Annotated in this window: 23 protein-coding genes; 15 read left to right on the top strand and 8 right to left on the bottom strand. The window is 35.3% G+C overall.

Annotated elements, in window-relative coordinates:
• Window positions 1–27: 27 nt before the first annotated feature.
• The 4 genes from BLS98_RS10690 (at window position 28) to BLS98_RS10675 (ending at window position 5,031) form a co-directional block, all read left to right on the top strand.
• The gene (locus BLS98_RS10690) at window positions 28–1,458 is read left to right on the top strand and encodes a serine hydrolase domain-containing protein (RefSeq protein ID WP_089736318.1); all 1,431 of its coding nucleotides are present in this window, start codon (window positions 28–30) and stop codon (window positions 1,456–1,458) included.
• A 167-nt stretch (window positions 1,459–1,625) separates the two neighbouring features.
• Window positions 1,626–2,252 (top strand): hypothetical protein, encoded by a 627-nt coding sequence (locus BLS98_RS10685; protein ID WP_089736316.1) that lies wholly within the window; start codon window positions 1,626–1,628, stop codon window positions 2,250–2,252.
• A 322-nt stretch (window positions 2,253–2,574) separates the two neighbouring features.
• Entirely contained in the window at window positions 2,575–3,360 is a 786-nt protein-coding gene (locus tag BLS98_RS10680) for a T9SS type A sorting domain-containing protein (RefSeq protein WP_089736314.1), read from the top strand.
• A 321-nt stretch (window positions 3,361–3,681) separates the two neighbouring features.
• Window positions 3,682–5,031: a chloride channel protein gene (locus tag BLS98_RS10675; RefSeq protein ID WP_089736312.1), complete on the top strand. Its 1,350-nt coding sequence runs from the start codon at window positions 3,682–3,684 to the stop codon at window positions 5,029–5,031.
• A 29-nt stretch (window positions 5,032–5,060) separates the two neighbouring features.
• Here the strand turns inward: BLS98_RS10675 and BLS98_RS10670 are convergent, their stop codons facing one another.
• The gene (locus BLS98_RS10670) at window positions 5,061–5,663 is read right to left on the bottom strand and encodes a hypothetical protein (protein WP_089736310.1); all 603 of its coding nucleotides are present in this window, start codon (window positions 5,661–5,663) and stop codon (window positions 5,061–5,063) included.
• A gap of 154 nt (window positions 5,664–5,817) precedes the next feature.
• On the opposite strand from BLS98_RS10670, the gene rpsF reads away from it, so the two are divergent.
• From rpsF to rplI, 3 genes are all read left to right on the top strand, one after another.
• The gene (rpsF, locus tag BLS98_RS10665; protein WP_047095723.1) at window positions 5,818–6,159 is read left to right on the top strand and encodes a 30S ribosomal protein S6; all 342 of its coding nucleotides are present in this window, start codon (window positions 5,818–5,820) and stop codon (window positions 6,157–6,159) included.
• A gap of 33 nt (window positions 6,160–6,192) precedes the next feature.
• Complete coding sequence (gene rpsR / locus BLS98_RS10660; RefSeq protein ID WP_034706728.1) at window positions 6,193–6,495, top strand: 30S ribosomal protein S18; 303 nt, start codon at window positions 6,193–6,195, stop codon at window positions 6,493–6,495.
• 111 nt (window positions 6,496–6,606) lie between these two features.
• Window positions 6,607–7,110 (top strand): 50S ribosomal protein L9, encoded by a 504-nt coding sequence (rplI, locus tag BLS98_RS10655; protein WP_089736308.1) that lies wholly within the window; start codon window positions 6,607–6,609, stop codon window positions 7,108–7,110.
• A gap of 341 nt (window positions 7,111–7,451) precedes the next feature.
• On the opposite strand, the gene BLS98_RS10650 is transcribed toward rplI, so the two are convergent.
• Window positions 7,452–8,255: a helix-turn-helix domain-containing protein gene (locus tag BLS98_RS10650; RefSeq protein WP_089736306.1), complete on the bottom strand. Its 804-nt coding sequence runs from the start codon at window positions 8,253–8,255 to the stop codon at window positions 7,452–7,454.
• A gap of 214 nt (window positions 8,256–8,469) precedes the next feature.
• On the opposite strand from BLS98_RS10650, the gene BLS98_RS10645 reads away from it, so the two are divergent.
• The 3 genes from BLS98_RS10645 to BLS98_RS10635 all read left to right on the top strand — a co-directional run bounded on the left by BLS98_RS10645 (window position 8,470) and on the right by BLS98_RS10635 (window position 12,617).
• Window positions 8,470–9,726 (top strand): TolC family protein, encoded by a 1,257-nt coding sequence (locus tag BLS98_RS10645; protein WP_089736304.1) that lies wholly within the window; start codon window positions 8,470–8,472, stop codon window positions 9,724–9,726.
• 5 nt (window positions 9,727–9,731) lie between these two features.
• Window positions 9,732–10,778, top strand: a complete 1,047-nt coding sequence (locus BLS98_RS10640) for an HlyD family secretion protein (RefSeq protein ID WP_089736302.1) — start codon at window positions 9,732–9,734, stop codon at window positions 10,776–10,778.
• A 276-nt stretch (window positions 10,779–11,054) separates the two neighbouring features.
• Window positions 11,055–12,617 (top strand): MFS transporter, encoded by a 1,563-nt coding sequence (locus tag BLS98_RS10635; RefSeq protein ID WP_111994747.1) that lies wholly within the window; start codon window positions 11,055–11,057, stop codon window positions 12,615–12,617.
• A 5-nt stretch (window positions 12,618–12,622) separates the two neighbouring features.
• Here BLS98_RS10635 and BLS98_RS10630 read toward each other — a convergent pair whose 3' ends face one another.
• Window positions 12,623–13,132 (bottom strand): hypothetical protein, encoded by a 510-nt coding sequence (locus BLS98_RS10630; protein WP_089736298.1) that lies wholly within the window; start codon window positions 13,130–13,132, stop codon window positions 12,623–12,625.
• An 18-nt stretch (window positions 13,133–13,150) separates the two neighbouring features.
• A complete protein-coding gene (locus tag BLS98_RS10625; RefSeq protein WP_139166102.1) occupies window positions 13,151–14,830 on the bottom strand; it encodes a hypothetical protein in 1,680 nt (559 codons plus the stop codon).
• A gap of 169 nt (window positions 14,831–14,999) precedes the next feature.
• On the opposite strand from BLS98_RS10625, the gene BLS98_RS10620 reads away from it, so the two are divergent.
• Window positions 15,000–16,361 carry an aldehyde dehydrogenase gene (locus BLS98_RS10620; RefSeq protein WP_089736294.1) on the top strand — a complete coding sequence of 454 codons (1,362 nt, stop codon included), beginning with the start codon at window positions 15,000–15,002 and terminating at the stop codon, window positions 16,359–16,361.
• Window positions 16,362–16,471: 110 nt separating this feature from the next.
• On the opposite strand, the gene BLS98_RS10615 is transcribed toward BLS98_RS10620, so the two are convergent.
• Window positions 16,472–17,041, bottom strand: a complete 570-nt coding sequence (locus tag BLS98_RS10615; RefSeq protein WP_089736292.1) for a thioredoxin family protein — start codon at window positions 17,039–17,041, stop codon at window positions 16,472–16,474.
• Between the two features lie 80 nt (window positions 17,042–17,121).
• Here BLS98_RS10615 and BLS98_RS10610 point away from each other — a divergent pair, with 80 nt between their 5' ends.
• The 4 genes from BLS98_RS10610 (at window position 17,122) to BLS98_RS10595 (ending at window position 20,411) form a co-directional block, all read left to right on the top strand.
• A complete protein-coding gene (locus tag BLS98_RS10610; protein WP_089736290.1) occupies window positions 17,122–18,006 on the top strand; it encodes a lysophospholipid acyltransferase family protein in 885 nt (294 codons plus the stop codon).
• Window positions 18,007–18,012: 6 nt separating this feature from the next.
• On the top strand, window positions 18,013–18,999 hold the full coding sequence (locus BLS98_RS10605; protein ID WP_089736817.1) for a glycosyltransferase family 2 protein: 987 nt from the start codon (window positions 18,013–18,015) through the stop codon (window positions 18,997–18,999).
• 118 nt (window positions 19,000–19,117) lie between these two features.
• Complete coding sequence (locus BLS98_RS10600) at window positions 19,118–19,675, top strand: 3'-5' exonuclease (RefSeq protein WP_089736288.1); 558 nt, start codon at window positions 19,118–19,120, stop codon at window positions 19,673–19,675.
• Window positions 19,676–19,691: 16 nt separating this feature from the next.
• Window positions 19,692–20,411 carry a T9SS type A sorting domain-containing protein gene (locus tag BLS98_RS10595; RefSeq protein WP_089736286.1) on the top strand — a complete coding sequence of 240 codons (720 nt, stop codon included), beginning with the start codon at window positions 19,692–19,694 and terminating at the stop codon, window positions 20,409–20,411.
• A gap of 2 nt (window positions 20,412–20,413) precedes the next feature.
• Here BLS98_RS10595 and apaG read toward each other — a convergent pair whose 3' ends face one another.
• From apaG to BLS98_RS10580, 3 genes are all read right to left on the bottom strand, one after another.
• Window positions 20,414–20,803 carry a Co2+/Mg2+ efflux protein ApaG gene (gene apaG / locus BLS98_RS10590; RefSeq protein WP_089736284.1) on the bottom strand — a complete coding sequence of 130 codons (390 nt, stop codon included), beginning with the start codon at window positions 20,801–20,803 and terminating at the stop codon, window positions 20,414–20,416.
• A gap of 80 nt (window positions 20,804–20,883) precedes the next feature.
• Complete coding sequence (gene odhB / locus BLS98_RS10585; protein WP_089736282.1) at window positions 20,884–22,137, bottom strand: 2-oxoglutarate dehydrogenase complex dihydrolipoyllysine-residue succinyltransferase; 1,254 nt, start codon at window positions 22,135–22,137, stop codon at window positions 20,884–20,886.
• Window positions 22,138–22,175: 38 nt separating this feature from the next.
• Complete coding sequence (locus BLS98_RS10580; protein WP_089736280.1) at window positions 22,176–24,989, bottom strand: 2-oxoglutarate dehydrogenase E1 component; 2,814 nt, start codon at window positions 24,987–24,989, stop codon at window positions 22,176–22,178.
• Window positions 24,990–25,109 lie beyond the last annotated feature (120 nt).

The raw sequence follows: 25,109 nt of genomic DNA, 5'->3' as shown, positions 1-25,109 counted from the left end.
TGTCTTTTATAAAACAGAACCAATTATATGAAACAATTCATTGTAACCGCACTAGCTTTAAGTGTTTCTATTGTGGCCTACGCTCAGAAAACTGACCAATCAGCATTAATTGATCAGTATGTGAAAGAAGTGATGGCAATCAATCAGATCCCAGGTTTAGCTATTGGAATTATCAAAGATGACCAGATTATTTTTCAACAGTATTATGGTAAAGAAACTCTGGAAAATGATAAAAAGGTTGATTCTAATTCAATGTTCAGGATCTATTCAACCTCAAAATTAATGTCAAATATTGCCGCTTTTCAATTGATTGAAAAAGGTCAACTATCTTTGGAAGACAAGATTTCAAAATATCTTGAAAACCTGCCTAAAGAATGGCAGGAGGTTCAAGTAAAAAACCTATTAACCCATTCTTCGGGAATCCCTAATCTCATAGCCTTTAATGATATTTCTGCAAATGATTCTAATGCTCAGGTTATTGAACGCCTTTCTAAGGAAAAAATGGATTTTAAAACAGGACAGCAATTCAGTTATAATCAAACGAACTATTTTCTTCTTACCATGATTATTGAAAAAGTAACGGGGCAGTCTTTTGAAAATTTCATCCTGAACAATCAGTTTTCCGATACTAAAAATCAAGTTGTATTTTCTTCAAATGCTATCGAAAAAATCCCACATCGTGTTGTAAAATACAATTATAATTCTGAAAGAAAACAATATGAAAAATCCACAGACATTAGTGGAACAAGAGCACATTCTGCCAACGGTATAGCCATAACTCTTACGGCATTTTTAAAATGGAGCAGCCACCTTAGTAAAAATAATTTACTTCATCAAAAAACAAAAGAAATGATGTGGCAGCCCTTTGACTTTGGTAATAAAAAAGATGTTTTTGCTTACGGATGGGACATCAGTAAAGTGAATAATATAACCTCTTACAATTTTTCTGGTGGAAATGTAAGTTCCTATAAAATTTATCCTCAAAATAAGATGGCCATCGTTATGATGTCTAACGGGTATAGCCTATTCCCTATTCAATATCGCGTTGTTAATCATATCGCTGCTATGATTGATAAAACTTTAACAGACGACTATTCAATAGCAGAAGAAACCATCATCTCTGAATTTTCTAAAAAAAATAATCCTGGTGCTGAGAAAATCTATTATTCCCTAAAAGCAAAAAATCCAAAATGGAACTTTGAAAATACATTGAACGACATAGGTTATATTTTGTTGAGAAATTCAAGAACTGACGAAGCTATTAAAGTTTTCACAATCAACGTTAAGGAAAACCCACAATCAGCAAATTCTTTTGACAGCCTGGGTGAAGGTTATTTTTCAGATCAAAATTATGTTTTAGCGTTAGAGAATTATAAAGAATCATTAGTATTAAATCCGGAAAACACTAATGCTTCAAAAATGATCCAGAAGATAGAAGATCTAATGAAAAAGAAATAGTTTTTGCTATGAAATATTGTGTTTAAAAATAAAGAACCTTGATTAAGAGTTAGAATTTTCAATTTTCCAAACTTTTTCCGTAATGATAAACTTTATAAAAAATCATGTATTTTTATATTCCGGAGTAGACACTCTGATTTATCTTTAAAACAAAAATAACACACAAAATGGAGCTAGATTTCAGAAAACTATATGTGACTAAATTATTTGACTTTTCCAAAGAAGATGAAGAGTTAATCTTAGAAATTCACAACCAATTATCTGCAATTTATGACGTTACAGTGGTAGATATTGAAGATTCTCCATACCATCAATTCAAATCTCAAAATATAGATTTTTTAGAAGAACCCAAGCTCTGTTATCATATTACCACCAAAAGTAAAACAAGCACTTTTTATCTTTTCATCGTTAATCTGATAGAAACTTCATTCAGAGGAGCCCGTAACACAGATAAATATGACTCATTGGAGATTTGGGGATTAAAGGAAATGAAGGAAGATTTTGCCTTTATTTCTATCAACAGGAAAAATCTGGCAGACAGGATCGCCGGAATATTCAGTAATTTTAATATCAATTTTAAAGAAAACAAAGACTTTAAAGATTATTATGTTCTGGGCAGTGATCCATACAAAACAATGACATTTTTAAATTCAGAAAGAAAAGAAGCTATTAAGTTTATTCCTTATGAAAATTTCAAAATTGAAGTTAAAAACAATATTACAGGCTTGAGAATACCTAATGCACTAAACGTTGAACATGCTGTAACAGTTTCAAAATTTTTAGAAGAAATTTAAAATTCATATTTTTTGCCGTAATTTCATCCCTCAAGCCCAACAAATGCTGAAAATCCACATCCTTTTTCGTTAATCCTTAAAAAATCATTTGATAACATCCGGAATCAACAACTGAAAAACAATCTTTTGCAGGCTATTCCCTTTTGGATTGCATCTATGATTACTGTTTTTTTAGAAAATTATCTTATTTTGCACTCGAATCAAAATAAAACACCGAGATGGTGTCAAATCCATCCCTACAAGGAAATTACTTTCTGATAATGGATCGGGTTGCACTTAATAACAATCTTCACTAAGAGAAGGATTAAAAATAAACTATAACATGAAAAAATTATTATTTTCTGCTGCATTCGCAGTAACAGGTCTGATGTTCGGACAGCAAATTACATTACAGAATACTTTTGCAACGGGAGAAAGAGCATTTGCTTTTGCTAAAGGCACTGATATGGTATATGTAAATTTAGTAAGTGGCACCAATACACTGAAAATTTATAATTCATCCTTTGCATTGATTAAAACCGTAAATATTCCCATACCTACAGACTACATTGCCAGTTTATGGTATGATAGTGGCCAGGATAGTTACCCTATTTCTAAAAACATTTTCAATACTGATGATAAATTAGAGTTTTTAGTAGCCGCTGGAAAATATTCTACAACCACGCATAGAAAATTGATTCTTATGAACGAAGATGGCCTTCTTATCAAAGATTTCAATCCGGACATTACTGTTTCCTACTCAGGAGAATACGCTGTATTTCATGATGCAGTTTCAAATACTAATAAAATCATGATAGAGAATGAGACCACCAGTGACCAATCGATTTATACAGTATTTGGTTTACCGACCTCCGTACTGGCAACAAAGGAAATCCAAAATACAGCTAAGCTGGCAGCTTTCCCAATTCCTACAAGTAAGACCCTTACTATTTCAAACCCCGGAAACGGAAGCAATAAAGTGGAAGTCTATGACATGACGGGAAAAATTGTTATAAATAAAACTTTTGGAACCAGTGATAATACAGTTTCTATTGACGTCGAAAATCTGATAAAAGGAACTTATTTTTATAAGATTGGAGATTTAAACGCCAAGTTTATTAAAAATTAAAATATTAGAATCTCACTCAATAACGAGTGAGATTTTTTTATTCCATCTATTGTATAACAGCAGAATATTTACTCGAAACTGAGGAAACGCTGGTTAACATATCGGCAGCGAATAGGCTAAAACAGCCTCATTTTTTTTAAATCCGGAAAGAAAAGAAAGCATATAATTTATTCACAAAGAAGATTTGCAACTTGAGATAAAAAACATCAATTTGCGGCTGTCCAAGCTTTCCATTCAGACCATGTAAGACTTGCCCCTAATTTTATGAATACAATATAATTCTCAAAATTTTGCCGTAATTTCATCCCTCAAAACCAACAAATGCTGAAAGTCTTTATCCTTATTCGCCGATCTATAAAAAAATCCTTTGACAACATCCGGAATGAACAGCTGAAGCACAATCTTTTGCAGGCTATTCCCTTTTGGATTGGATCTGTGATTACCGGTTTTTTTGCGGTATTGTATGCACAGGTTTTTGCCTGGGGTGAACATCTCATGAACTTTATTTTTGACTGGCATGCGTGGATGATTTTTATCATTGCCCCCATAGGATTTGTGCTTTCGTGGTGGTTGGTAAAGGAATTTGCCCCGAATGCCAAAGGAAGCGGGATTCCACAGGTAATGGCAGCGGTAGAACTTGCTAATCCGAAAGAGCATAAAAAGATCAGAAGCCTTTTAAGCCTTAAAATTATTATCTTTAAAATTGTTTCATCTGTCATCCTGGTTATTGGAGGTGGTGCTGTGGGCCGTGAAGGTCCTACCATTCAGATTGCAGGCTCTGTTTTCAGAAAAGTAAATGAATATCTTCCGGATTGGTGGCCTAAAATTTCAAAAAAGAATATGATTATGACTGGGGCTGCAGCTGGACTTGCAGCAGCTTTTAACACTCCTCTTGGCGGAATTGTGTTTGCAGTAGAGGAATTGTCCAAAACACATATCAACTACTTTAAAACGGCTTTATTTACGGCTGTTATCATCGCAGGTCTTACGGCCCAAACTTTAGCTGGATCTTATTTGTATTTAGGATATCCAAAAACAAATGATGTTTCTCTGATGGTGATGTTTCCTATCGTACTGGTAGCAGCTACTGCCGGAATTATGGCGAGCCAACTTTCCGTAATGATGCTTAAGATCAATGGCTGGAAAAAGAAAACCCTGAAAACAGACAGAGCAAATGTTGTATTTCTGGTTGTATGTGCTTTAATTATTGCCTCTATCGCCTATTTCATTAATCGTGAAATTTTGGGTTCAGGAAAGGAAATAATGGAAAGGGTGCTTTTTACAAAGGATAAACACGAAGATTGGTATGTTCCTATTTTAAGAATGCTAGGTCCTGCCCTATCTTTTACTTCCGGTGGTGCCGGTGGTATTTTCGCTCCGGCTTTATCCGCAGGGGCAAGTATCGGATCTGTTATTTCAGGAGTGATTCATTTAACGCCCAATGAGACCAACGTAGTTGTTTTAGGTGGAATGGTTGCTTTTCTTACCGGAATTACGCGTGCTCCATTTACATCAGCCATTATTGTGCTGGAAATGACTGACAGACATTCATTGATTTTTCATCTGATGCTTGCCGGCATGGTTTCTTCCATTGCTTCTATCTTAGTAAGCAGACATTCTTTGTATGATGTATTGAAAGTAAATTTTTTAACGGAACTCAGAAAAGACTAGACTTCCTAATAATAAAAAAGACCTGTTGTTTACAGGTCTTTTTTTAGCATTATATTTAGATCTTTAAAGGCTTCCGAGAGTTCTTCAGCTATACCATAATTAATAACTCTAATCACCAACTTATCCAGTTTTTCACTCGACCTTTTCACTTTGTAGGTTACTATATTCAAAAATGCATCCCCATTTTTCCTTTTGGATACTTTATGAAACTCTACAACTTTGCTCAAATCCCACAAATCTCCTTCGTAATAGAGTTTTCCATTTTTGTCTACTGAGTTTATTCTAATATTATTTCCTTCAAATTCAACAGCAAGTCTTAGCATTCCATTATCCCTATCTGCCCCAAATTCTTTGATTTTATCAGCAATAAAAACCTTCACTTCCTCCACATTATGATATTTTCCCAAAAGGTCTTCCTTTCCATTACCATAAATGATTTTATAAATTTCTGATTTGTTTAATGAATGAGTAGGTCCGTCCGGATAATCCAACTCTTTATAAGTAATATTTGAAGCTCCAACTTCTATAATTTTAGCATCAAAAGAAGTTCCATTCTTCTTGGTAATTTTATCTTGTGAATAGCAGATAATTCCCATCAGCAACAACGGCAGCGTATAAATTTTAGTTTTCATGAAATAAAAAATTCTTTCAACAAAGATACAAAAAACACCATCAATACTCAAATTTCAACGATTAACACTCAATTATTTCATAAATACTCTTGCATATTACAAATATAATTTCTAATTTTGCACCTCGAAATAATTAACAAATTCATTTAACATTATGAACAATTACGAAACTGTTTTCATTTTAACTCCCGTTCTATCTGAGTCACAGGTAGAGGAAGCAGTGAACAAGTATGTAGATCTTATCAAAGAAAAGAACTGCGAAATCGTTGCTAAAGAAAACTGGGGATTAAAAAAATTAGCTTACCCAATCCAATTGAAAAAGAATGGGTTCTATACTTTAATCGAATTTAAAGGAGAAGGTTCTGTAGTAGCTGACTTAGAATTAGCATTCAAACGTGACGAGAGAGTTATCCGTTACCTTACTACAAAACTTGACAAGCACGCTGTTGAGTATGCTGTAACAAGAAGAGCTAAAGTAAAAGCAGCTAAAGCTTAATTAATTAACCCTATTTTTTAAAAAAGACAAGACATGGCAATAGATGAAATGGCTAAACAAGCCTCAGCTGGAGGAGAATCAGAAGTAAAATTCCTTACTCCACTTGATATCAATACAAAATCTGAAAAGAAATATTGTAGATTCAAAAAATACGGAATTAAGCACGTTGATTACAAAGATGCTGATTTCTTATTACAGTTCGTTAACGAGCAAGGTAAAATCTTACCAAGAAGATATACTGGAACTTCTTTAAAATACCAAAGAAAAGTTTCTGCTGCTATCAAAAGAGCAAGACACCTTTCTTTACTACCTTACGTAGCTGACTTATTGAAATAAGACAAAAAAATAAATAAAAGAAGAGAGTAATCTCTTCTTTTGTTGCTGAATAAATAATTAATTCTAACTTGATTTTGGATCACTCTAAAATCTAAAAAAAGGACAACAACAATGGATATCATCCTAAAACAAGACGTAGAAAACTTAGGACTTGAGTTTGATACAGTAAGCGTAAAGCCAGGTTATGCAAGAAACTTCTTACTACCTAAAGGAATTGCACTTTTAGCTACACCTAAAAACAAAGCAGCTTTAGAAGCTACTTTAGAAGCTAGAAAAGAAGAAGAAGCTAAATTAATTGCTGCTGCTAACGCTGTAGTTGAGCAATTGAAGAAAACTTCTATTACTATCCCTGCAAAAGTAGGTTCTGGTGATAAATTATTCGGATCTATCAACAATGCAGATCTTTCTGCTGCTCTTGCTAAAGCTGGAGTTTCTGTAGAGAAGAAATACATCAAAATCCCAGGTAACACTATCAAGAGAACTGGTAAAGTAGTTGCAAACATCAGATTACACAGAAACGTTGAGTACAATTTCGAATTCGATATCGTATCTGACGCTCCAGTTGTAGCTGCTCCTGCTGCTAAAAAAGAAGAAGTTAAATCTGAAGAAGCTTAATAAGCGACTGAGATTTTCTCACAATACAAGACCACTTCATTTATTTGAAGTGGTTTTTTTATTAATTAGACCACAAGGCTAATAGATTGGAGACAGGCTGTGTTTGCGAAAGATTGTAGTTCCTGTTTTTGATTGAAATTTTTTACTACCCCGTCTTTTTGCAGAGCAAAAAGCCACCCCTTCAGAGAAGGGGAATGTAAGACATTCTAAGATATATTAGTTGAAATATTTCTATTTACTTGTAATGGTTTTAATAAACTGAAAAATACATTCTTCACCATCATGTATTACAAACCCAAAACACGTCTTATACTCTAATACTCTCAACCCCTCCTACTCACTTATCTATCCCCTCTCAATTTCTGCTGATATTCCGTTGGCGCTACTCCAATTATTTTCTTGAAAATATTGCTGAAAGAAGACAGGCTATTGTAGCCTACCATCATCGCAATCTCATACATATTGTATTTTCCTTCCAGCATTAGCTCCAAGGAGCGTGTGATTCTTAAAGCTCTCAGAAAACGAACGTAATTCATACCCAAAATCTCTTTAAATTTCCTGGAAAGAGTTCTAGTACTCATTCCGAACTCTTTGGCGGTAGATTCAATCGTTAAAGGCTTTTCAAGGTTAGCATGAATGTATCTTGCTATCTTCAGTAAGGTTTCATCTTTGGGAAAGGGATGTTGAACAGGAAAGGCCATCTTTTTGTCTCTTTTTTCTGGTAAAACCCCTTTTAAAGCTTTGAGAAAATAATATTTTGATCCATCATTTTTTGTGATTTTCCCATTCCAGTCTTTGGTGTATAAAATCATCTCTCTGAGTAACTCATTGACTGAATAAATATTAATTTCATCAAAAAAGCCATTTTCATCTACTTCCTTTTTGAAGTAAAAATTATACAAATCTACTTTGGGACTGGTAGAAAAAAGATAATGTGGCGTTCCGGCAGGAATCCACATAAAGCATCTTGCAGGAAGATACCAGTGTTTCAGATCTGTAAAAACGTGTACAATACCGCCTTCTGCATACACCAATTGAGCAGAACTGTGATAATGAATATCTGTTGTAATATTTCCGGTAAGGACATGATACACGTAAAATTCGGCATCTTCATCCTCTACGGCCTTAAAATGACTATCATCCATGAAATAAAGATAGGTATAATTTTCAAAATGGCGTAAATGAACAAATCTTTTTCTGTTTTCACAAATAGTGTCGGATACATCACGTCGTAAATTTGCAGTATCAAAATCATTCTAGCAAAAATCCTTTAATTAATTTATGAATATGATATTTAGCGCATGCCGATATCAGTGCATAGCGTTGTGCCTATTATTGAGCAACCTTTTCCATACACAGATGATAGATTACCAGCATCTTGGCCTGCAACAGGCTATAGAAATTGGTTTAAAAAACAACAAAAACATCCAGATCAGCCATTTAAAACAGGAAATGTCCGTTACAAAGGAGAAAGACCTGAAAATGGAAAAACTTCCGGATATTGAGTTTCATACCAGCTATAATCAGGTTACCAATCTTTTTCAATACCAGGATGGTGTATTCAATAAACCTACAAAATACGATGCCATCAACGGAATGTATGACTTTACGCTATCAGCTTCCATTCCTGTTTATATGGGTGGAAAAATAAAGAATACAGAAAAAAAAGCAGCCATTGATACTGATATTTCAGCTTTAAGAACGCATCTGGATGAAAGACAGCTTAAAATGGAAGTAATTACCGCTTTCCTTCAAATTCATCATTTAAAAGAGCAACAGTTTCTCATTAATGATAAGATGAGAGAGGATTCTGTGAACATCAAACAGGTAAAAGCCTTGAAAGCAAATGGTGTAGTTACCGTGAATGAAGTCCTGAGAACATCACTACAGCTTTCCAACCACAAAATGAGCTGGACAGAGCTGGATAATGATATACAGATCGCAGAACATAAGCTTAAAACCATTCTTTCTCTTCCAGAACAGCAGGAAATGCATGTGGACACAGAAGATCTGATCTCTGATAAAGCAGCAATCCCTTATATTGAAGAATTAACAGAAACCGCTTTAACCAAGAACGAATCTGTTGAAATTACCCACAAAAACCTTTCATTAAAAGAATTGGATCAGAAGCTTACTAAGGCTAATTATTTACCCAAAATAACTGCTGGTGGGGAATATTTCTTAAAATATCCGAATATGATGTTCTTTCCGCCTGAACCTTACGCTTACCGTTTGGGAATGATTGGTCTGAATCTTACCTATCCTATCGAAAACCTGTATAAAAACAAATATAAAATGCAGGAAGCTAGAGAAAATATTGATTTGGCTAAACTTCAGATTGAAGAAAACGAAGAAAAGGTAAGACATAATGTGTATGAAGCCTATAAAAAGTTTGAAGAAACCGACCAAAAGGTAAAAATTGCAGAGGAAGCTATTGATCAGGCTAAGGAAAACTACCGCATTGTAAGAACAAAATATGCGAATAAGCTAAGCCTTATCACTGAACTGATTGATGCAGACAATACTTATCTGGAAGCAGAATCTAATCTTATTTCCGTAAAAATTAACAGACAACTCAAATACTATCAACTCCAATATACGATTGGAAACTTATAAAAACTATGGCACAGAAACAACTGACACAAAAGGAAAAAAGAATCAATAAGACGATTACTTTACTAGCCTGGATTCTTATCATCAGCGGAGTCACGGGAATGGTAAGTTTCTATCTTTTTTCGAGAAAAAATGTTACTACCAACGATGCACAGATTGAACAATATATTACTCCCGTTTCCAGCAAGGTTTCAGGATTCATCAAATCTATAAAGTTTAACGAAAATCAGTTCGTACACAAAGGAGATACACTCATTGTGATTGACAACAGGGAATTTGTTAACCAGGTTCATATGGCTGAAGCCAATCTTAATGCCAATACGGAAAATATTACCACCATTCAAAGCAGTGTTAATACGAAGGCTAGCGATACGAAAATTATTGATGCTAAAATTGCTTCTGCAAGAATTGATATCTGGAGGACAGAACAGGATTACAAAAGATATAAAAACCTATTGGCAGAAGACGCAGCCACAGAACAGGAATTTGAAAACGTAAAAGCTTCTTATGAGCAATCAAAAGCGAATCTTTTAGCCCTGGAACAGCAAAAAAATGCAGTAAAAGCAGGGGCCAGCGAGCAACAGACTAAAGTAGCTCCAGCCAAGAGCCAGATTCAGCAAAGCTCAGCGAGCCTGAATAATGCCAAATTATTTCTTTCATACACTGTAGTTACAGCTCCTTATGACGGATGGGTAGGAAAAAAAACGATTCAGGAAGGACAATTAATTAAGGAAGGGCAGGCATTGGTGCAAATGGTGAGCAAAGAAAAATGGATCATTGCTAACTACAAAGAAACACAGCTTGGCCAAATCGATCAGACTAAAGAAGTCATCATCACTGCGGATGCTTATCCAGATGTTGAGTTTAAAGGAAAGATTCTTTCTGTTTCTCCTGCATCAGGATCTCAGTTTTCATTGGTAAAACCTGATAATGCAACCGGAAACTTTGTAAAGATTGAACAGAGGTTTCCTGTGAAAATTATTCTTGATAACAACAAAGACAACGAAAAACTGCTTTCCGGAATGAATGTTCTGGTGAGCGCGAAGAAGATTTAGGTTTGAGAGTGTTAGAGTATTAGAGTATTAGAGTATTAGAGTATTAGAGTACAAAAATATTCGGTTTTTATTATCATTTTCAAATCTTCAAATTAAAATTATTTTTTCTGCGAAAAGGCAAAACCGCAAAATACAGATCTGCTATCATTTTTTCTTTAAGCATATTTGTCATTTTACCTTTTACTTTTACCCCTTTGCCCTTTTGTCTTTTCGCACTTTTATTATAATCAATAGCTAAAAGCGGATTCACCGATTGTATTAGCTTTCAAAACAACTATGCAACACAATACAGTTTATCATAAATGGTTACCACAATGGCTGAAATTGCCTCTTCTTATACTGGCATTATTTCCGCACATCATGTTGTTGTCATTACTGCATTCCAATAGTGCCTTTACCTCTTCTTTCATGGATGTGGACTCTGATGATATTCAATATCTGATGATGCTGATGTATGGAACATTTGTCGTAACACTTTTTGTTTTACAGCGGTTTATGTCTTATTTCAGTGTAAAATATTATGTTCTGCTGATGTCTTCCGTTTCAGTGATTCTTCTTTATATCTTATCCGTCACCAATGATTATCATGTGATTCTGGTGATCCGGATTCTGGAAGGATTCTTTGGATTGCTTGAAGGGGCTATTTTTCTCCCATTAATCATTGCTGAATTAAAAACAAGACATGCTAAAGTTCTTGCCTATCTTTTCATGTACGCACTTATGCTGACGGGAGGAACAGTAACTACCACTTTACTTAAATCAAGCATTCAGGATTATGATTACCAACATATGATTTTGATGATGGCTTATTTCCATATGTTTGTTTTGATTCTGGGATTTGTTATTTTCAACAAAAATCGTTTCTTTCCTAAAAAACCATTGTATCAAATGGATATTCCGAGTTGGTTTTTGCTTTGGGTCTGTCTGCAGTCCGGGGCTTATGCCATCGTCTACGGAAAAAGGCTTATGTGGTTTGAATCTGATTCTATCATTATCTGTTTATTTATATTTTTGATTTCAGGTGGATTATTTATGCTGAAACAAAGGAATTCCAAACGTCCTTTATTTCATTTTGAAGTTTTCAGTTCTAAAAATGTGATCGTGGGAATGTTCCTGTTCTTCATTTTTTATCTTATTCGTTCAGGGTTAAATAATGTATACAGCATTATGGCTACTGTATGGAAATGGCCATGGGATTATATCGTTAATATTCAGTATTGGAATGTTGCCGGAACACTTATCGGCGTTATTTTATCAGGAGTTTGCCTGGTTCGTGGTGTTTCTTCCAGAATTGTCTTTTTTACTGGCTTTTTTTTACTGGCAATAGACTGTGCCTGGTTTACCTATACCTTTTATCCGGATACTACACTTACAACCATCTGTCCACCTCTATTCCTTCAGGGAGTGGCGCAAGGTTTATTATTTACTCCTTTGGTATTCTTTCTGATTTCGGGAATGCCGGAAGAATATGTGGCCAATGCCAGCGCCATGGGAACCACTACCCGCTTCTGGGCTACAGCTAGTGGATATGCCTTAATGCAAAATGTAATGCTATTTTTAACTCTAAAACATGCTGATACACTAAGTTTTAACCTTACAGACACTAATCCTGTTTTCTACAGTCAATGGAACCAAATTTTCGGAGCCAACATCTCCAAACTTCCGGTTAATGAATCATTATCCATGACGGCGGGAGCTTTTAAAGCTAAAATAACGGCTCAATCTATCCTTCTTTCCAATATGGAAATCTTTACAGGATTATTCTGGCTGGCTATGATTACCGCTCTCCTTTTACTGCTTTATCATCCGGTGAAAATAGCGGTGAGGAATATTATGTAACGAGATTATTCACTCCAGAATGTCCATACTGATCCATTAAAGACTGCAAGTTGTCTTTTTACCGTATCATAAACCATCATTCCTGCTGAAGGAGAAATAATATTCAGATGAGGGCTTGCTACTTTAGGTAAAATCATAGCTTTGTCAATGTCTTCCAAAACGAAAAGTCCTGAAGTTACAGTGGGGGTTCCAATAGATATTTTTGCTGTAAGATCTTCCTGTAAGGTATCCTGTAAACTCGTGTCAGCAATTCCTGTGTTATCTATTGAAAGATCTTTCCATAGATTATTTTGGTAAACTTTTACTTTTTTATCCGAAAGATCAAATATCAGAGTACCATTTACAGGACTTAACACTCCTGAAGTAGTTGTAACCCAAGGCAAAACAATTCCCTTATTTCCAGTTCCAAACTCCAATGAAGATGATGCTGACTCTAAGGTCGTTTTTCCAATCGCAACCTGAGAATATAAGCTGGCTGAACATAGTAATATGAATAAAAAAGATCCTTTTTTCATTTTAACTTAATTTTAAAATTAATCTGGGCAGGTTTGAGTATTAAAACACTTCCATCCTGTGGAAGTTCCGTCAATATTAATCTGCAGACAATTTTGAGTGGTATTGTAAACCATCATTCCCTCCTTCAAATTGGCCGCTGGTATTGCAGAAATTTGCGCATCATTCAATCTGTTTAAAACAAAACCTTTTGTCTTCGATTCAAGTACAGTCCATGCTCCTTTTCTTACGCCCGGCCAAACCGTATCACCATTCTGAGCTCTTCCAAGAGCTGTAACGCCAAAAGTTGCAGGGAGTACAACTCCTGATGTAGCAGCCGTTTTATAACAAGGCACTGTACCTTGAATGATGATTGTAACCGTAGCTGTATCGCAATTTGTAGGATTAGCTTGCTGACAGATCTTATAATCCAAGGTATAAGTTCCTGGGGGAGTTCCTGCCAGAACTTCTATGTGACCATCATTAATATTTAAATTGATATTAGGGTTTGATGTTGAAACCTGAGACATCATAACATTGGTAAGAGTTGCCTGGGCTCCGTTATATGTTTCAAAGTCATTATCCAAAACAATTCCTGTAGAAGTATTTCCTGCTGAAATAGTATAAGAATCATCCACGGCCATTGGAGGTAGTTCACCGTTAATCATTGGACAGAATCCGGGAGTAAATATAAGGGGAGCACTGCAACTGTTGGTTGAAGCACAATCAAAAGTAACATTCGCAAGATAAGAAGGGTTGCTGTTAACGAAAACAGTACTTGGATCGGAGACTCCTGTAGCCATTTTAAAATCAAGATTAGGCCCTATCACTGCATTATTTACCTGTATTGCATTTTGAACTTCTATATATCCTTTTTTCGAAGATGATAACGGTCCGTGAAATGCAGCATTTCCGCCCTGGTACTGATTAATTGAAAACTTTCCTTCATTATAAATAATAGCATCCGAAGGGGCATTATTCATGTTTCCTGTAGAAGTAAATAATCCAAAATTATAAATCTCACTAGAGTTTCCAGACATATTAATGTCACCACCTACTGTAAAGAAACCGGTATTATAAATAGCCCCACCGTTAATATTAAAACCACTTGAAGAAATGATAGTCCCGCAATTTATATATACACTGTTTTCATTATTGCTATAATTTCCAGTAATAGAGATAAGTCCGCCACCTTCATTTTTAAACTTTGTAACTGCAGAATTACTCATATTAAGGTTTCCATTAATATTTAAATTTCCGTAATTATCAATCGTATTATTGGTATTATCACCAAATTGTAAAACACCTAATTCTATATGTCCTTCATTAAGGATATTATTTTGCTGCCCTTCTAATGTAAAATTACCATTTCCTGAGGCTATAGAAACTTCCCCTCCATTATAAACATGTACATTAAGATCTGCCACTGTAGTAACAGCCTGGCTGAAATGAAGTGCACCATGTACATCAAAATAAGTCATTGAATTATTAACTCCGGAAATATTATTTTGAAATTCCACTGTTACTCCCGCAGATATACAGACTTTTACATTTTCACCAAATGTAGGATTATTAAAAGTCGTATTTGAAGTAAAACAAACCGTTGTATTATTGGGAAAATGATAATTGGGATCTGTGGGGTTGGTCACCATACAATTGGCACACTGAGATTTGGCAATATAAAATGTTAACAGGAAAAATAAAGTTAGAATTTTTCTCATTTTCATAATTTTGTTACCCCTAAAACTACAAATATATTTCTCACTAAACAATGAATTGAATAAATAAAATCAACTAAAACAATAAATTTTCATCATAGTTTAATCAATGGTAAACTTATTGTTATAAAATAAAACATTCGTTATTAATCATTTAAATATAAATTTTGAGATGGAAATTCAAAACATTTTACTGGAGCAAAAAGAATTTTTCAAAACGCAACAAACCAAAAGTCTTGCCTTCAGAAAGATGTATCTTGAAAAGCTCAGAAGTCTTATCATTTCCAACGAAAACATGCTTTACGAAGCGATCTATAAAGATTTTGGAAAATCTAAATTCGACACCTTCACCACAGAGATTTCTTTTATTCTGAATGATATTGAATATTATCTGAAACATTTAAAGTCTCTTGCCAAGCCTCAAAAAGTAAGCACCAATCTGGTCAATCAGCTTGGAAAAAGTAAAATCTATTCTGAACCTTTGGGCAATATTCTGGTTATTGGAGCCTGGAACTATCCTTATCAATTGTCACTTTCTCCTGTTATTGCAGCGATTGCTGCCGGAAACTGCTGTATTCTGAAGCCCAGTGAAGTTGCTGAAAATACCATGAAGGCAATGTCCAGAATCATCAATGAAAATTTTCCTTCAGCATATGTGTATGTATATGAAGGTGGAATTGATGAAACTACAGCACTTCTGAAATTGAAATTTGATAAAATATTCTTCACCGGAAGCACCAAAGTAGGAAAAATTATATACAAAGCAGCTGCAGAACATTTAACACCTGTAGTTCTTGAATTGGGTGGGAAATCTCCTGTCATTGTTACTAAAAATGCTAATCTTGAAATTGCCGCCAAGAGAATTGTCTGGGGGAAATTCCTAAATGCCGGGCAAACCTGTGTTGCTCCGGATTATTTATTGATAGAAGAAACCATACAAGAACAGTTTCTGGAAATGCTGAGAAAATATATTAAAGAGTTTCAATACAGCCCGGATTCGGAACAGTATACAAAGATTATCAATCCAAGAAACTTTCAACGATTAGTCCATCTTATTGATAAAGAAAAAATCTACTTCGGAGGAAGTTCTGATGAAGAAAAACGATATATAGAACCTACCATTCTTCACAACTCGGATTGGAATGATCCCATCATGCAGGAAGAAATCTTTGGGCCCATCTTACCCGTAATCAGTTTCAAAAATTACAACATGGCCCTGAATGCAGTATTGGAACAGGAAAAACCACTGGCTGCTTATCTCTTCACTAATAATACTGAAGAAAAGGACAACTTTACACAAAGATTGTCTTTCGGTGGCGGATGCATCAATGATGTTGTGATGCATTTAAGCAATGATAACCTGCCGTTTGGTGGGGTGGGAAATTCTGGAATAGGAAATTATCATGGGAAATTTGGTTTCGAAGCATTCTCTCATCAAAAAGCAGTACTGGAAAAAGCGACATGGGGCGAACCTAATATCAAATACCCGCCTTATTCCGAGAAAAAGCTAAGCTGGATTAAAAAATTCCTCTGAAACACTGTAATAGAAACATTTGATAATTTCTCTCACAGATTTGGTTAATTACGCAGATTATTTACAGAAAATAAAAAAGGTTGCTTCCAATAGAAACAACCTTTTCATTTTTATGCTTTAGGCTTCCAGGTATTGAAAAACTCTTTTACCTTATCCTTGCTATATCCTTTTCCTTCTTCAAATACATCACTCTGCTGAACTTTAATCATTTTACCGGTTTTATCCAAAACGATAAACACAGGATATCCATACTTCTCACCAGGATTATCATACTGGGCAAAAACCTTTTCATTTTTATTATCCGGAGAATAATTCAAGTGATAATACAAGTAATTTTTGTCTACCAATGTTTTCAATTCAGGAGTTTCCTGTACGAAATTATTAAATCTTAGACACCAGATACACCAGTTCCCACCAGCCTGGATTATAATATTCTTTCCTTCTTTTTTAGCTTGCGCTACTAATTTATTAATATCAGCCTGAGCATCAGCTTTCGGATTGTAAGGCTTAGGAAGTTTTGCTTTTTCTTCAGCAGCTTTCTTCTTCGCATCCAATTCTTTTTGTTCAGTAGGCACAATAAGAGCCGTTTTTTGCTTTCCTTTGTCTGGTAAGTTCTTTACTTCCTGTGAGAAAGCTAAAGTGCCTAATCCTAGAACAGCGATCAATGTCAATTTTTTCATAACATAAAAATAAAAAAATAATACTTATCTCCCTACAAAAATAGAACCATAATTTTATTATCACTAAATTTGCCTGTTTTATGAGCTTCTTAATTAAAATATTATATTTCATCTCAAAACTTCCGCTTAGAATATTATATATTTTTTCGGACGTTATGTTCTTCCTAAATTATTATCTGGTAGGCTATAGAAAAGAGGTAATTACTCAAAATCTTAAAAATTCCTTCCCTGAGAAATCTGAAGACGAGATTAAAAAAATTCGAAAAAAATTCTATCGCAATTTCTCAGATTATCTGGTAGAAACGATAAAGTCATTCAGTATCTCGGAAACAGAGTCCAGAGTAAGAATGCAACACATTAACCAGGATGTATTTCATGAAGTGCAAAAAGAGGGTAAAAATATCATTCTTCTTGCCGGCCATGTTTTTAACTGGGAATGGATCAATGCTTTAGCGAGAATTGTTCCTCAAAAGCACTGCCACCCAGTATATAGAAAGGTAAACAGTGATTTTTGGGAAAACCAGATGAAAAAAGTCCGAAACAAATTCGGAAATGAAGCTCTGGAAGCTAATGAAGTAATTCTTAATATTTTCCGAAGTAAAAATGACGGAGATTCTATCTACATGTTTGTGGCAGATCAAACTCCTCATTTTTCACATGTCACTTATGGATTAGAATTTTTGAACCAGAGGACTCCTGTTTTTATAGGCTATGATAAGCTAGCCACCCGAATGGATCTTGCTTTTATTTATTGTGAAATGAAAAAAGTAAAACGAGGGTATTATCAAGTGAATTACTACAGAATCTATCCGGACAATGAAAAATTCGTAGAACATGAAGTGGTGAGGAAGTTCCATAAAATGTTGGAAAATACCTTACGCAAACATCCGGACAATTATCTTTGGTCCCACAGAAAGTGGAAATATCAGGATTCCATCAAAAATTTTGATTCTGAAAAAAATTAGATGTACATGCAGAATAAACTGGCTGTTGCCATCTTAAACTGGAATGGGAAAAACTGGCTGGAAAAATTTCTTCCGAGTGTAGTTCAGTTTTCTCAAAATGCAGATATTTATGTTATTGATAATCTTTCTACTGATGATTCATTAGCATTTCTGAACACTCATTTTCCTACGGTAAAAATTATTAAAAACGATAAAAACTACGGATTTGCAGGGGGTTATAATGAAGGATTAAAAAAGATTAATAATGAATATTATTGTCTTCTTAATTCTGATGTAGAAGTAACTGAAAACTGGATAGAACCGGTGTTACATCTGTTTGAAAAGGATCCTGCAATTTCTGCCATTCAGCCTAAAATTTTATCCCACGATCATAAAAATTCCTTTGAATTTGCGGGAGCTGGAGGCGGTCTTATTGACAATCTTGGTTATCCTTACTGTAGAGGGCGTGTTTTTGATGATATCGAAGAAGATAAGGGACAATATGATGATGAAACGGAGATCTTCTGGGCATCGGGATGTTCTCTTTTTATTCGTTCTAAAGATTTTTGGGAACAAAATGGCTTTGATGAACGTTTTTTTGCTCATCAGGAAGAGATTGATCTTTGCTGGAGACTTATCAATTCCGGAAAGAAGATATTTTATACCGGGAAATCCAAAGTATATCATGTAGGTGGCGGAACTTTGAATAAACAAAGCGCTCAAAAGACTTATTTAAACATCAGAAACAACCTGTCTATGATGCTTAAAAACCTGCCGTTTCCCAAGTTGATCTGGCTTATTTTTTTCAGACTTTGTCTGGATGGTGTGGCAGGGATTTATTTTGGATTAAAACATGGGTTTCCTCATCTTTGGGCAGTCGTTAGAGCACATTTCGGCTTTTACGGACAGCTTCCGGGAACATGGAAACTTCGTCAGAAACATCAGAAAGATCAATTCTATCAATCCGAATGGTTAATTTTCAAGCATTTTTTGGGAGGCAATAAAAAACAATAAAAAGGTTAGAAAAACTATAAAAGCTCTCTTATTCGCAGTATTAAGAGTAGTTTTAAATCAGAAAATGTTATAATTTCACTAATATCAAACTTCAAATTTTAAATATCAAATTATCTCAATGGATTTCTGCGCAATAGATTTTGAAACAGCTACTCATGAAAAAAGCTCTGCTTGTGAGATGGGAATCTGTGTAGTACAGGACTCCAAGATTGTAGAAACCAAAACCTGGCTCATCAAACCACCTAGCTTTCCTTATTTTAACAAGTTTAATATTGCAGTGCATGGGATACAGCCTGAAGATGTACAGGATGCTCCTACTTTTGATGAGATCTGGCATGAGGCTGAAGATTTGATGTATGGTTCATTAATGATTGCCCACAATGCTAGTTTTGATGCTTCAGTTTTAAGAGGCTGTCTTCAGCATTATGGAATGTTTACTCCCAAATTAAACTATTTGTGCAGTATACAGATCGCTAAAAAGTCTTGGAATTATCTTCCTAAATATGGGTTAAAACCACTGGCTGAATATCACGATATTAAATTCAATCACCACAGAGCTGGAGCTGATGCAGAGGTTTGTGCAAAGATATCTTTACTGGCTTTTGAAAGGTTATTCATTACCAGAAATGAGGAAATAAATGAGTCTGTTTTAAAAAATTACATCAAAAAACTGTAATTTTAAAACAAAAACCATGAAAAAACTTCTACTATCTCTAACCGCAATCGCCGGTATTTTTTCCCATGCACAAACGGCACTTCACGGTACAGATTGGGCTTTAAAAAAAATAGTAAGAAACAACATTACGTATAATCTTCCACAAAACAGTGAAATTGGATCTCCTGTTCTAACTTTTACTCAATCTCCTTCGGGGCCAACTACTAATATGATAAACAATATTTGTGGAAGCGGCATGTGGGCAATGCTATTCGATGCTGAGATAACGAACAACAGCTTTAATATTTGGAGTATGGGTGATTCAAATACAAACACCTGTACACTTCCAGAAAATATAGCTTTTTTGACTCAGTATCACGATTATTCAATCATGTCATCTGGTAGTTACAGCTATCAAATCACTAATGCAAGCGGAATGAGAAATCTTGTTATCACCAATAGTTCCGGTTATCAGGCTTTTTATCAATCTGGTTTTTTGGAAACAAAAGAAATCAAGTCATCACTATCAGAAAAAGCAATAACCATTTACCCTAATCCCGTAAAAGAAGGATCTGTTCATCTTAAAAATGCAGAGCGAATTGAATGGATAAAGGTATATAATACGGAAGGGAAATTAATTATTCAAAATCATTCTTCCGATCCTGAAATTAATGCCACTAACCTGCTAAAAGGGGGCTACTTTATGGAAGTAAAATCTCAAAGTGGTATTAGCAGACACCAATTTATTAAACAATAATTTTAATTACTTAAAACTTCAGAGAGCAGGTTGAATTTTGGGATATCAATCTCAAAAGTCTCCTGTGTCTCCAGGTTTTTAACGAGGTATTTTCCATTCATATTTCCTACTCCGGAACGAAGCATTACATTAGAGAAATAAGCGAAATTTTCACCGGTTCCTATCTCTGGAGTTAAGCCGATAATTCCATCGCCTATAATTTCTGTGTATCCAAATCCTACATCAAAAATGAGCCATTTTCTTTTCAGTACTTTTATAGGAAAGCTTCCGTCATTTTCTATAGTGATATTGTACTTGAAAACATAACGGTTTTCGGATGGATAACTATTCTTACTATCATATTCAGGTATAACTGAAACTTTGATATTGGAAGTCATTTTTGAAAACATCATTGTAGTATTTTCTTAATAGATACAAAAATCTCGCCTTTTTTAAGGCGAGATTATATATTTACATTATAATTTACTTAAAACTATAATCCAAGGCCTTTTCTTTCGTCACCTCCCATTAATACTTGAACAGGATTGTCGATACCTTCTTTTACCGCTACAAGGAATCCTACAGATTCTTTTCCGTCGATAATTCTGTGGTCATAAGACATAGCCACATACATCATTGGTCTGATTACCACTTGTCCGTCAACAGCAACTGGTCTCTGGATAATGTTGTGCATTCCTAAGATTGCAGACTGTGGTGGGTTGATGATTGGTGTAGATAACATAGATCCGAAAGTACCACCGTTTGTAATAGTGAACGTACCACCAGTCATTTCATCAACAGTAATTTTACCGTCTCTTACTTTTGTAGCAAGATCTTTGATGTTTGCTTCAACTCCGCTGAAAGACATGTTTTCTGCATTTCTCAATACAGGAACCATTAATCCTTTAGGACCTGAAACGGCAATTGAAATATCGCAGAAATCATAGTTTATTTTGAAATCTCCGTCAATAGATGCGTTTACATCCGGATACATTTGTAATGCTCTTGTTACGGCTTTTGTAAAGAAAGACATGAAACCAAGTCCTACTCCGTGTTTTTGAGCAAACTCTTCTTTATATAGCTTTCTTAATCTGAAGATTTCAGACATGTCAACTTCGTTGAAAGTAGTTAACATCGCTGTTTCATTCTTCACAGAAACTAATCTCTGAGCGATTTTTCTTCTTAAAACTGAAAGTTTAGTTGTTGTAGTTGTTCTAGCACCTGTAGCAGTCATAGGGCTTCCTCCTAATGCAGGAACAGCCGCTAATTCAGCATCAGTCTTAGTGATTCTTCCGTCTCTTCCTGTTCCTGAAACCTGGCCAGCATTCATTCCTTTTTCGTCAAGGATTTTCTTAGCAGCTGGAGATGGAGCTCCTGTGGCATAAGTTTGTGGCGCAGCAACTGGAGCAGCTGGTTTCGGAGCTTCTTGTTTAGCAGGTTCAGCAGCTTTTGGAGCTTCTTCCTGTTTTGGAGCTTCAGCAGCAGGTGCAGCACCTTCTGGTCTTGCAGCATCCATATCAATTAAACAAACTACCTGACCTACTTGTACTACATCACCTTCTTCTGCTTTTAAAGTGATAATACCACTTTGTTCTGCTGGCAATTCAAGAGTTGCTTTGTCTGAGTCTACTTCAGCGATAGGTTGATCTTTTTCTACGTAGTCACCATCTTTTACAAGCCAAGTTGCAATTTCAACTTCTGTGATTGATTCGCCCGGTGAAGGAACTTTCATTTCTAAAACTGACATATCGAGTATTTTTTATTTTTTAATTGATTATTATTTAATTAAGCTGTAACGGGTCTTTTTGCAGGAGCATCGTCTCTATCGAAAACTCTGTTGATTACTGCATTTTGGTTTTTCTCAAACATTTTGTGGCTACCTGGAGCCGGAGCACCACTTGGTACCGGAGAAACTACCTGGATTCCTGTATCTCTGAAGTTTCTTAGGATGTAAGACCAAGCTCCCATGTTTTCTGGTTCTTCCTGAGCCCATACCAATTGTGTTCTGTTCTCATACTTGTTGAAGATAGCTTCAATAGCATCCGTTTGAAGCGGATATAACTGCTCGAATCTTACTAATGCAATATTTTCACAGTTCAATTCTTCTTTCTTCGCTAATAATTCGAAGTATAGTTTACCTGAACAAAGAACTAATTTTTCTACTTTTTTAGGATCTGCCGTTGGGTCGTCTAAGATTGGCTGGAATGAACCTGTTGCAAAATCTTCAAGTGGAGAAACTACCTTAGGGTGTCTCAATAAAGATTTAGGACTCATTACGATCAATGGTTTTCTGAATGCCCACTTCAACTGTCTTCTCAATAAATGGAAGTAGTTGGCAGGTGAAGTAATATTTGCTACCACCATGTTTTCGTTAGCACAAAGTGTTAAGAATCTCTCCAATCTTGCTGAAGAGTGTTCTGCACCCTGACCTTCTGAACCGTGAGGCAATAACATGACCAATCCGTTTTGAAGTTTCCATTTTTCTTCTGCAGCAGCTAAGTACTGGTCAACGATGATTTGAGCACCATTCACGAAATCTCCGAACTGAGCTTCCCAGATCGTTAATGTATTTGGAGAAGCCATTGCATATCCGTAATCGAAACCTAGAACACCATATTCTGAAAGGTGAGAGTTGAATACATCAAATCTGCTTTCTGATACGTGTCTTAACGGGATATATTCTTCTTCTGTATCTTCAGTTTTTACTACAGCGTGTCTGTGAGAGAATGTTCCTCTTTCTACATCTTCACCAGAGATTCTTACATTGTGACCTTCTACAAGAAGTGTTGCATAAGCTAACCACTCTCCAACTGCCCAATCTAATGAGTTTCCTTCAATAGCTTTGATACGGTTTTCAAAAAGTCTTGTAATTTTATTGATGAATTTTTTATCAACAGGAAGTGTTGACATTTTAAGAGCTAATTCTTTCAGCTTTGCTACATCATATTTTGTATCAACTGATAACTGAACAGATCCTCTCTTTCCAATCGGATAGTTTGTCCAGTCTTCAGCCATGAACAGATCCATTACGTTCTTCTCAATCTCTTTCGAAGCATCAAAATCTTTGTCAAGAAGTGCTTTGAAGTCAACCTCCATCTTTTTGATGATATCGTTAGAAATAACGCTGTCGTTGATTAATTTATCTTTATAGATTTCTCTTGGGTTCGGGTGCTTAGAGATCGCTTTATAAAGGTTAGGCTGAGTAAATCTTGGCTCATCCCCTTCATTGTGACCATACTTTCTGTATCCTAATAAATCAATGTAAACATCTTTTCCGAATTTCGCTCTGAAATCAGCAGCAAAATGGATTGCATGAACTACTGCTTCAGCATCATCAGCATTTACGTGCATTACAGGAGATTCTGTAACTTTTGCGATGTCTGTACAGTATGTTGAAGATCTTGCATCAAGGAAGTTTGTGGTGAAAGATACCTGGTTGTTTACAACGATATGAACAGTACCTCCTGTTCTGTATCCTTCAAGCGTCATCATCTGAGCTACTTCATAAGCAATACCCTGTCCCGCAATAGCACCATCACCGTGGATAATGATTGGTAATACTTTAGAATAGTCTTTATACTTATCGTCTACTTTTGCACGGCAGATTCCTTCTACTAGAGCGGCAACAGTTTCAAGGTGAGACGGGTTTGGCGTCAGGTTGATGCAAACTTCTTCTCCTGAAGCAGTTTTGATCTTTTTAGATGATCCTAAGTGATATTTAACGTCACCAGAGAATACATCTTCCTCGAATTCTTTTCCTTCGAATTCTGAGAAGATCTGCTTGTAAGATTTTCCGAAGATGTTTGACAATACATTTAATCTTCCTCTGTGAGCCATCCCTAAAACAACTTCATCTACTCCTAACTGAGAAGATCTTGAGATCAACTGATCTAAAGCCGGGATTAATGTTTCACCACCTTCCAGTGAGAATCTTTTCTGACCTACAAATTTTGTATGAAGATAATTTTCAAAGGCTACTGCCTGATTTAATTTTAATAAAATTTCTGTTTTTTCATTCGCAGAAAGGCTTGGGTGGTTTTCGTTTACCTGAAGCCATTTTTTAATGAAATCTTTTTCTTCAACGTTGTTGATGTATGTATACTCAACCCCGATAGAATCACAGTAAATATTTTCAAGGTGCTTGATAAGATCTGCCAAAGTAGCAGGCTCTTTCATCCCTGTTTCAACTGCACAGTTGAATTTTGTATTTAAATCCGCATTAGAAAGACCGAAGTTCTCGATGTCTAAAGTAGGCGTATAGTGTCTTCTTTCTCTAACTGGGTTTGTCTTTGTAAACAAGTGCCCTCTTGTTCTGTAAGCCTCGATAAGGTTTACTACTTTAAATTCTTTCTTGATGTGTTCAGGAACTTCTCCGTTGGTTACCGCCTGAGAAATTTGTTGTACTGCCGGAGCAGCGTTGGCCGAAGCCTGAATAAATTGAATGTTATCGTCATCTCCGTAGTTCTCTAAAGCAAAATCGAAGCCTTGAAAGAAGGCTTTCCATGATGGCTCTAAAGAATCCGGGAATTTTAAGTACTGTTGGTATAAATCCTCAATTAACTGAGAATGAGCTGCGTTTAGGAATGAAAATCTGTCCATTATTACAGTTTATCTATTTATTAAAATTTATTTGTAGAATTAATCTTCAAATTTAATAAAAAAAACCGAGTTAGAACAGTCTGAAACCGTTAAAAAAACTTAAGAAAAAAATTATTCTAA

The organism is Chryseobacterium jejuense, assembly GCF_900100075.1.
Classification (GTDB): domain Bacteria; phylum Bacteroidota; class Bacteroidia; order Flavobacteriales; family Weeksellaceae; genus Chryseobacterium; species Chryseobacterium jejuense.
The sequence above is the reverse complement of the archived record's forward strand: the minus strand, read 5'-3'. Positions and strand labels throughout refer to the sequence as shown.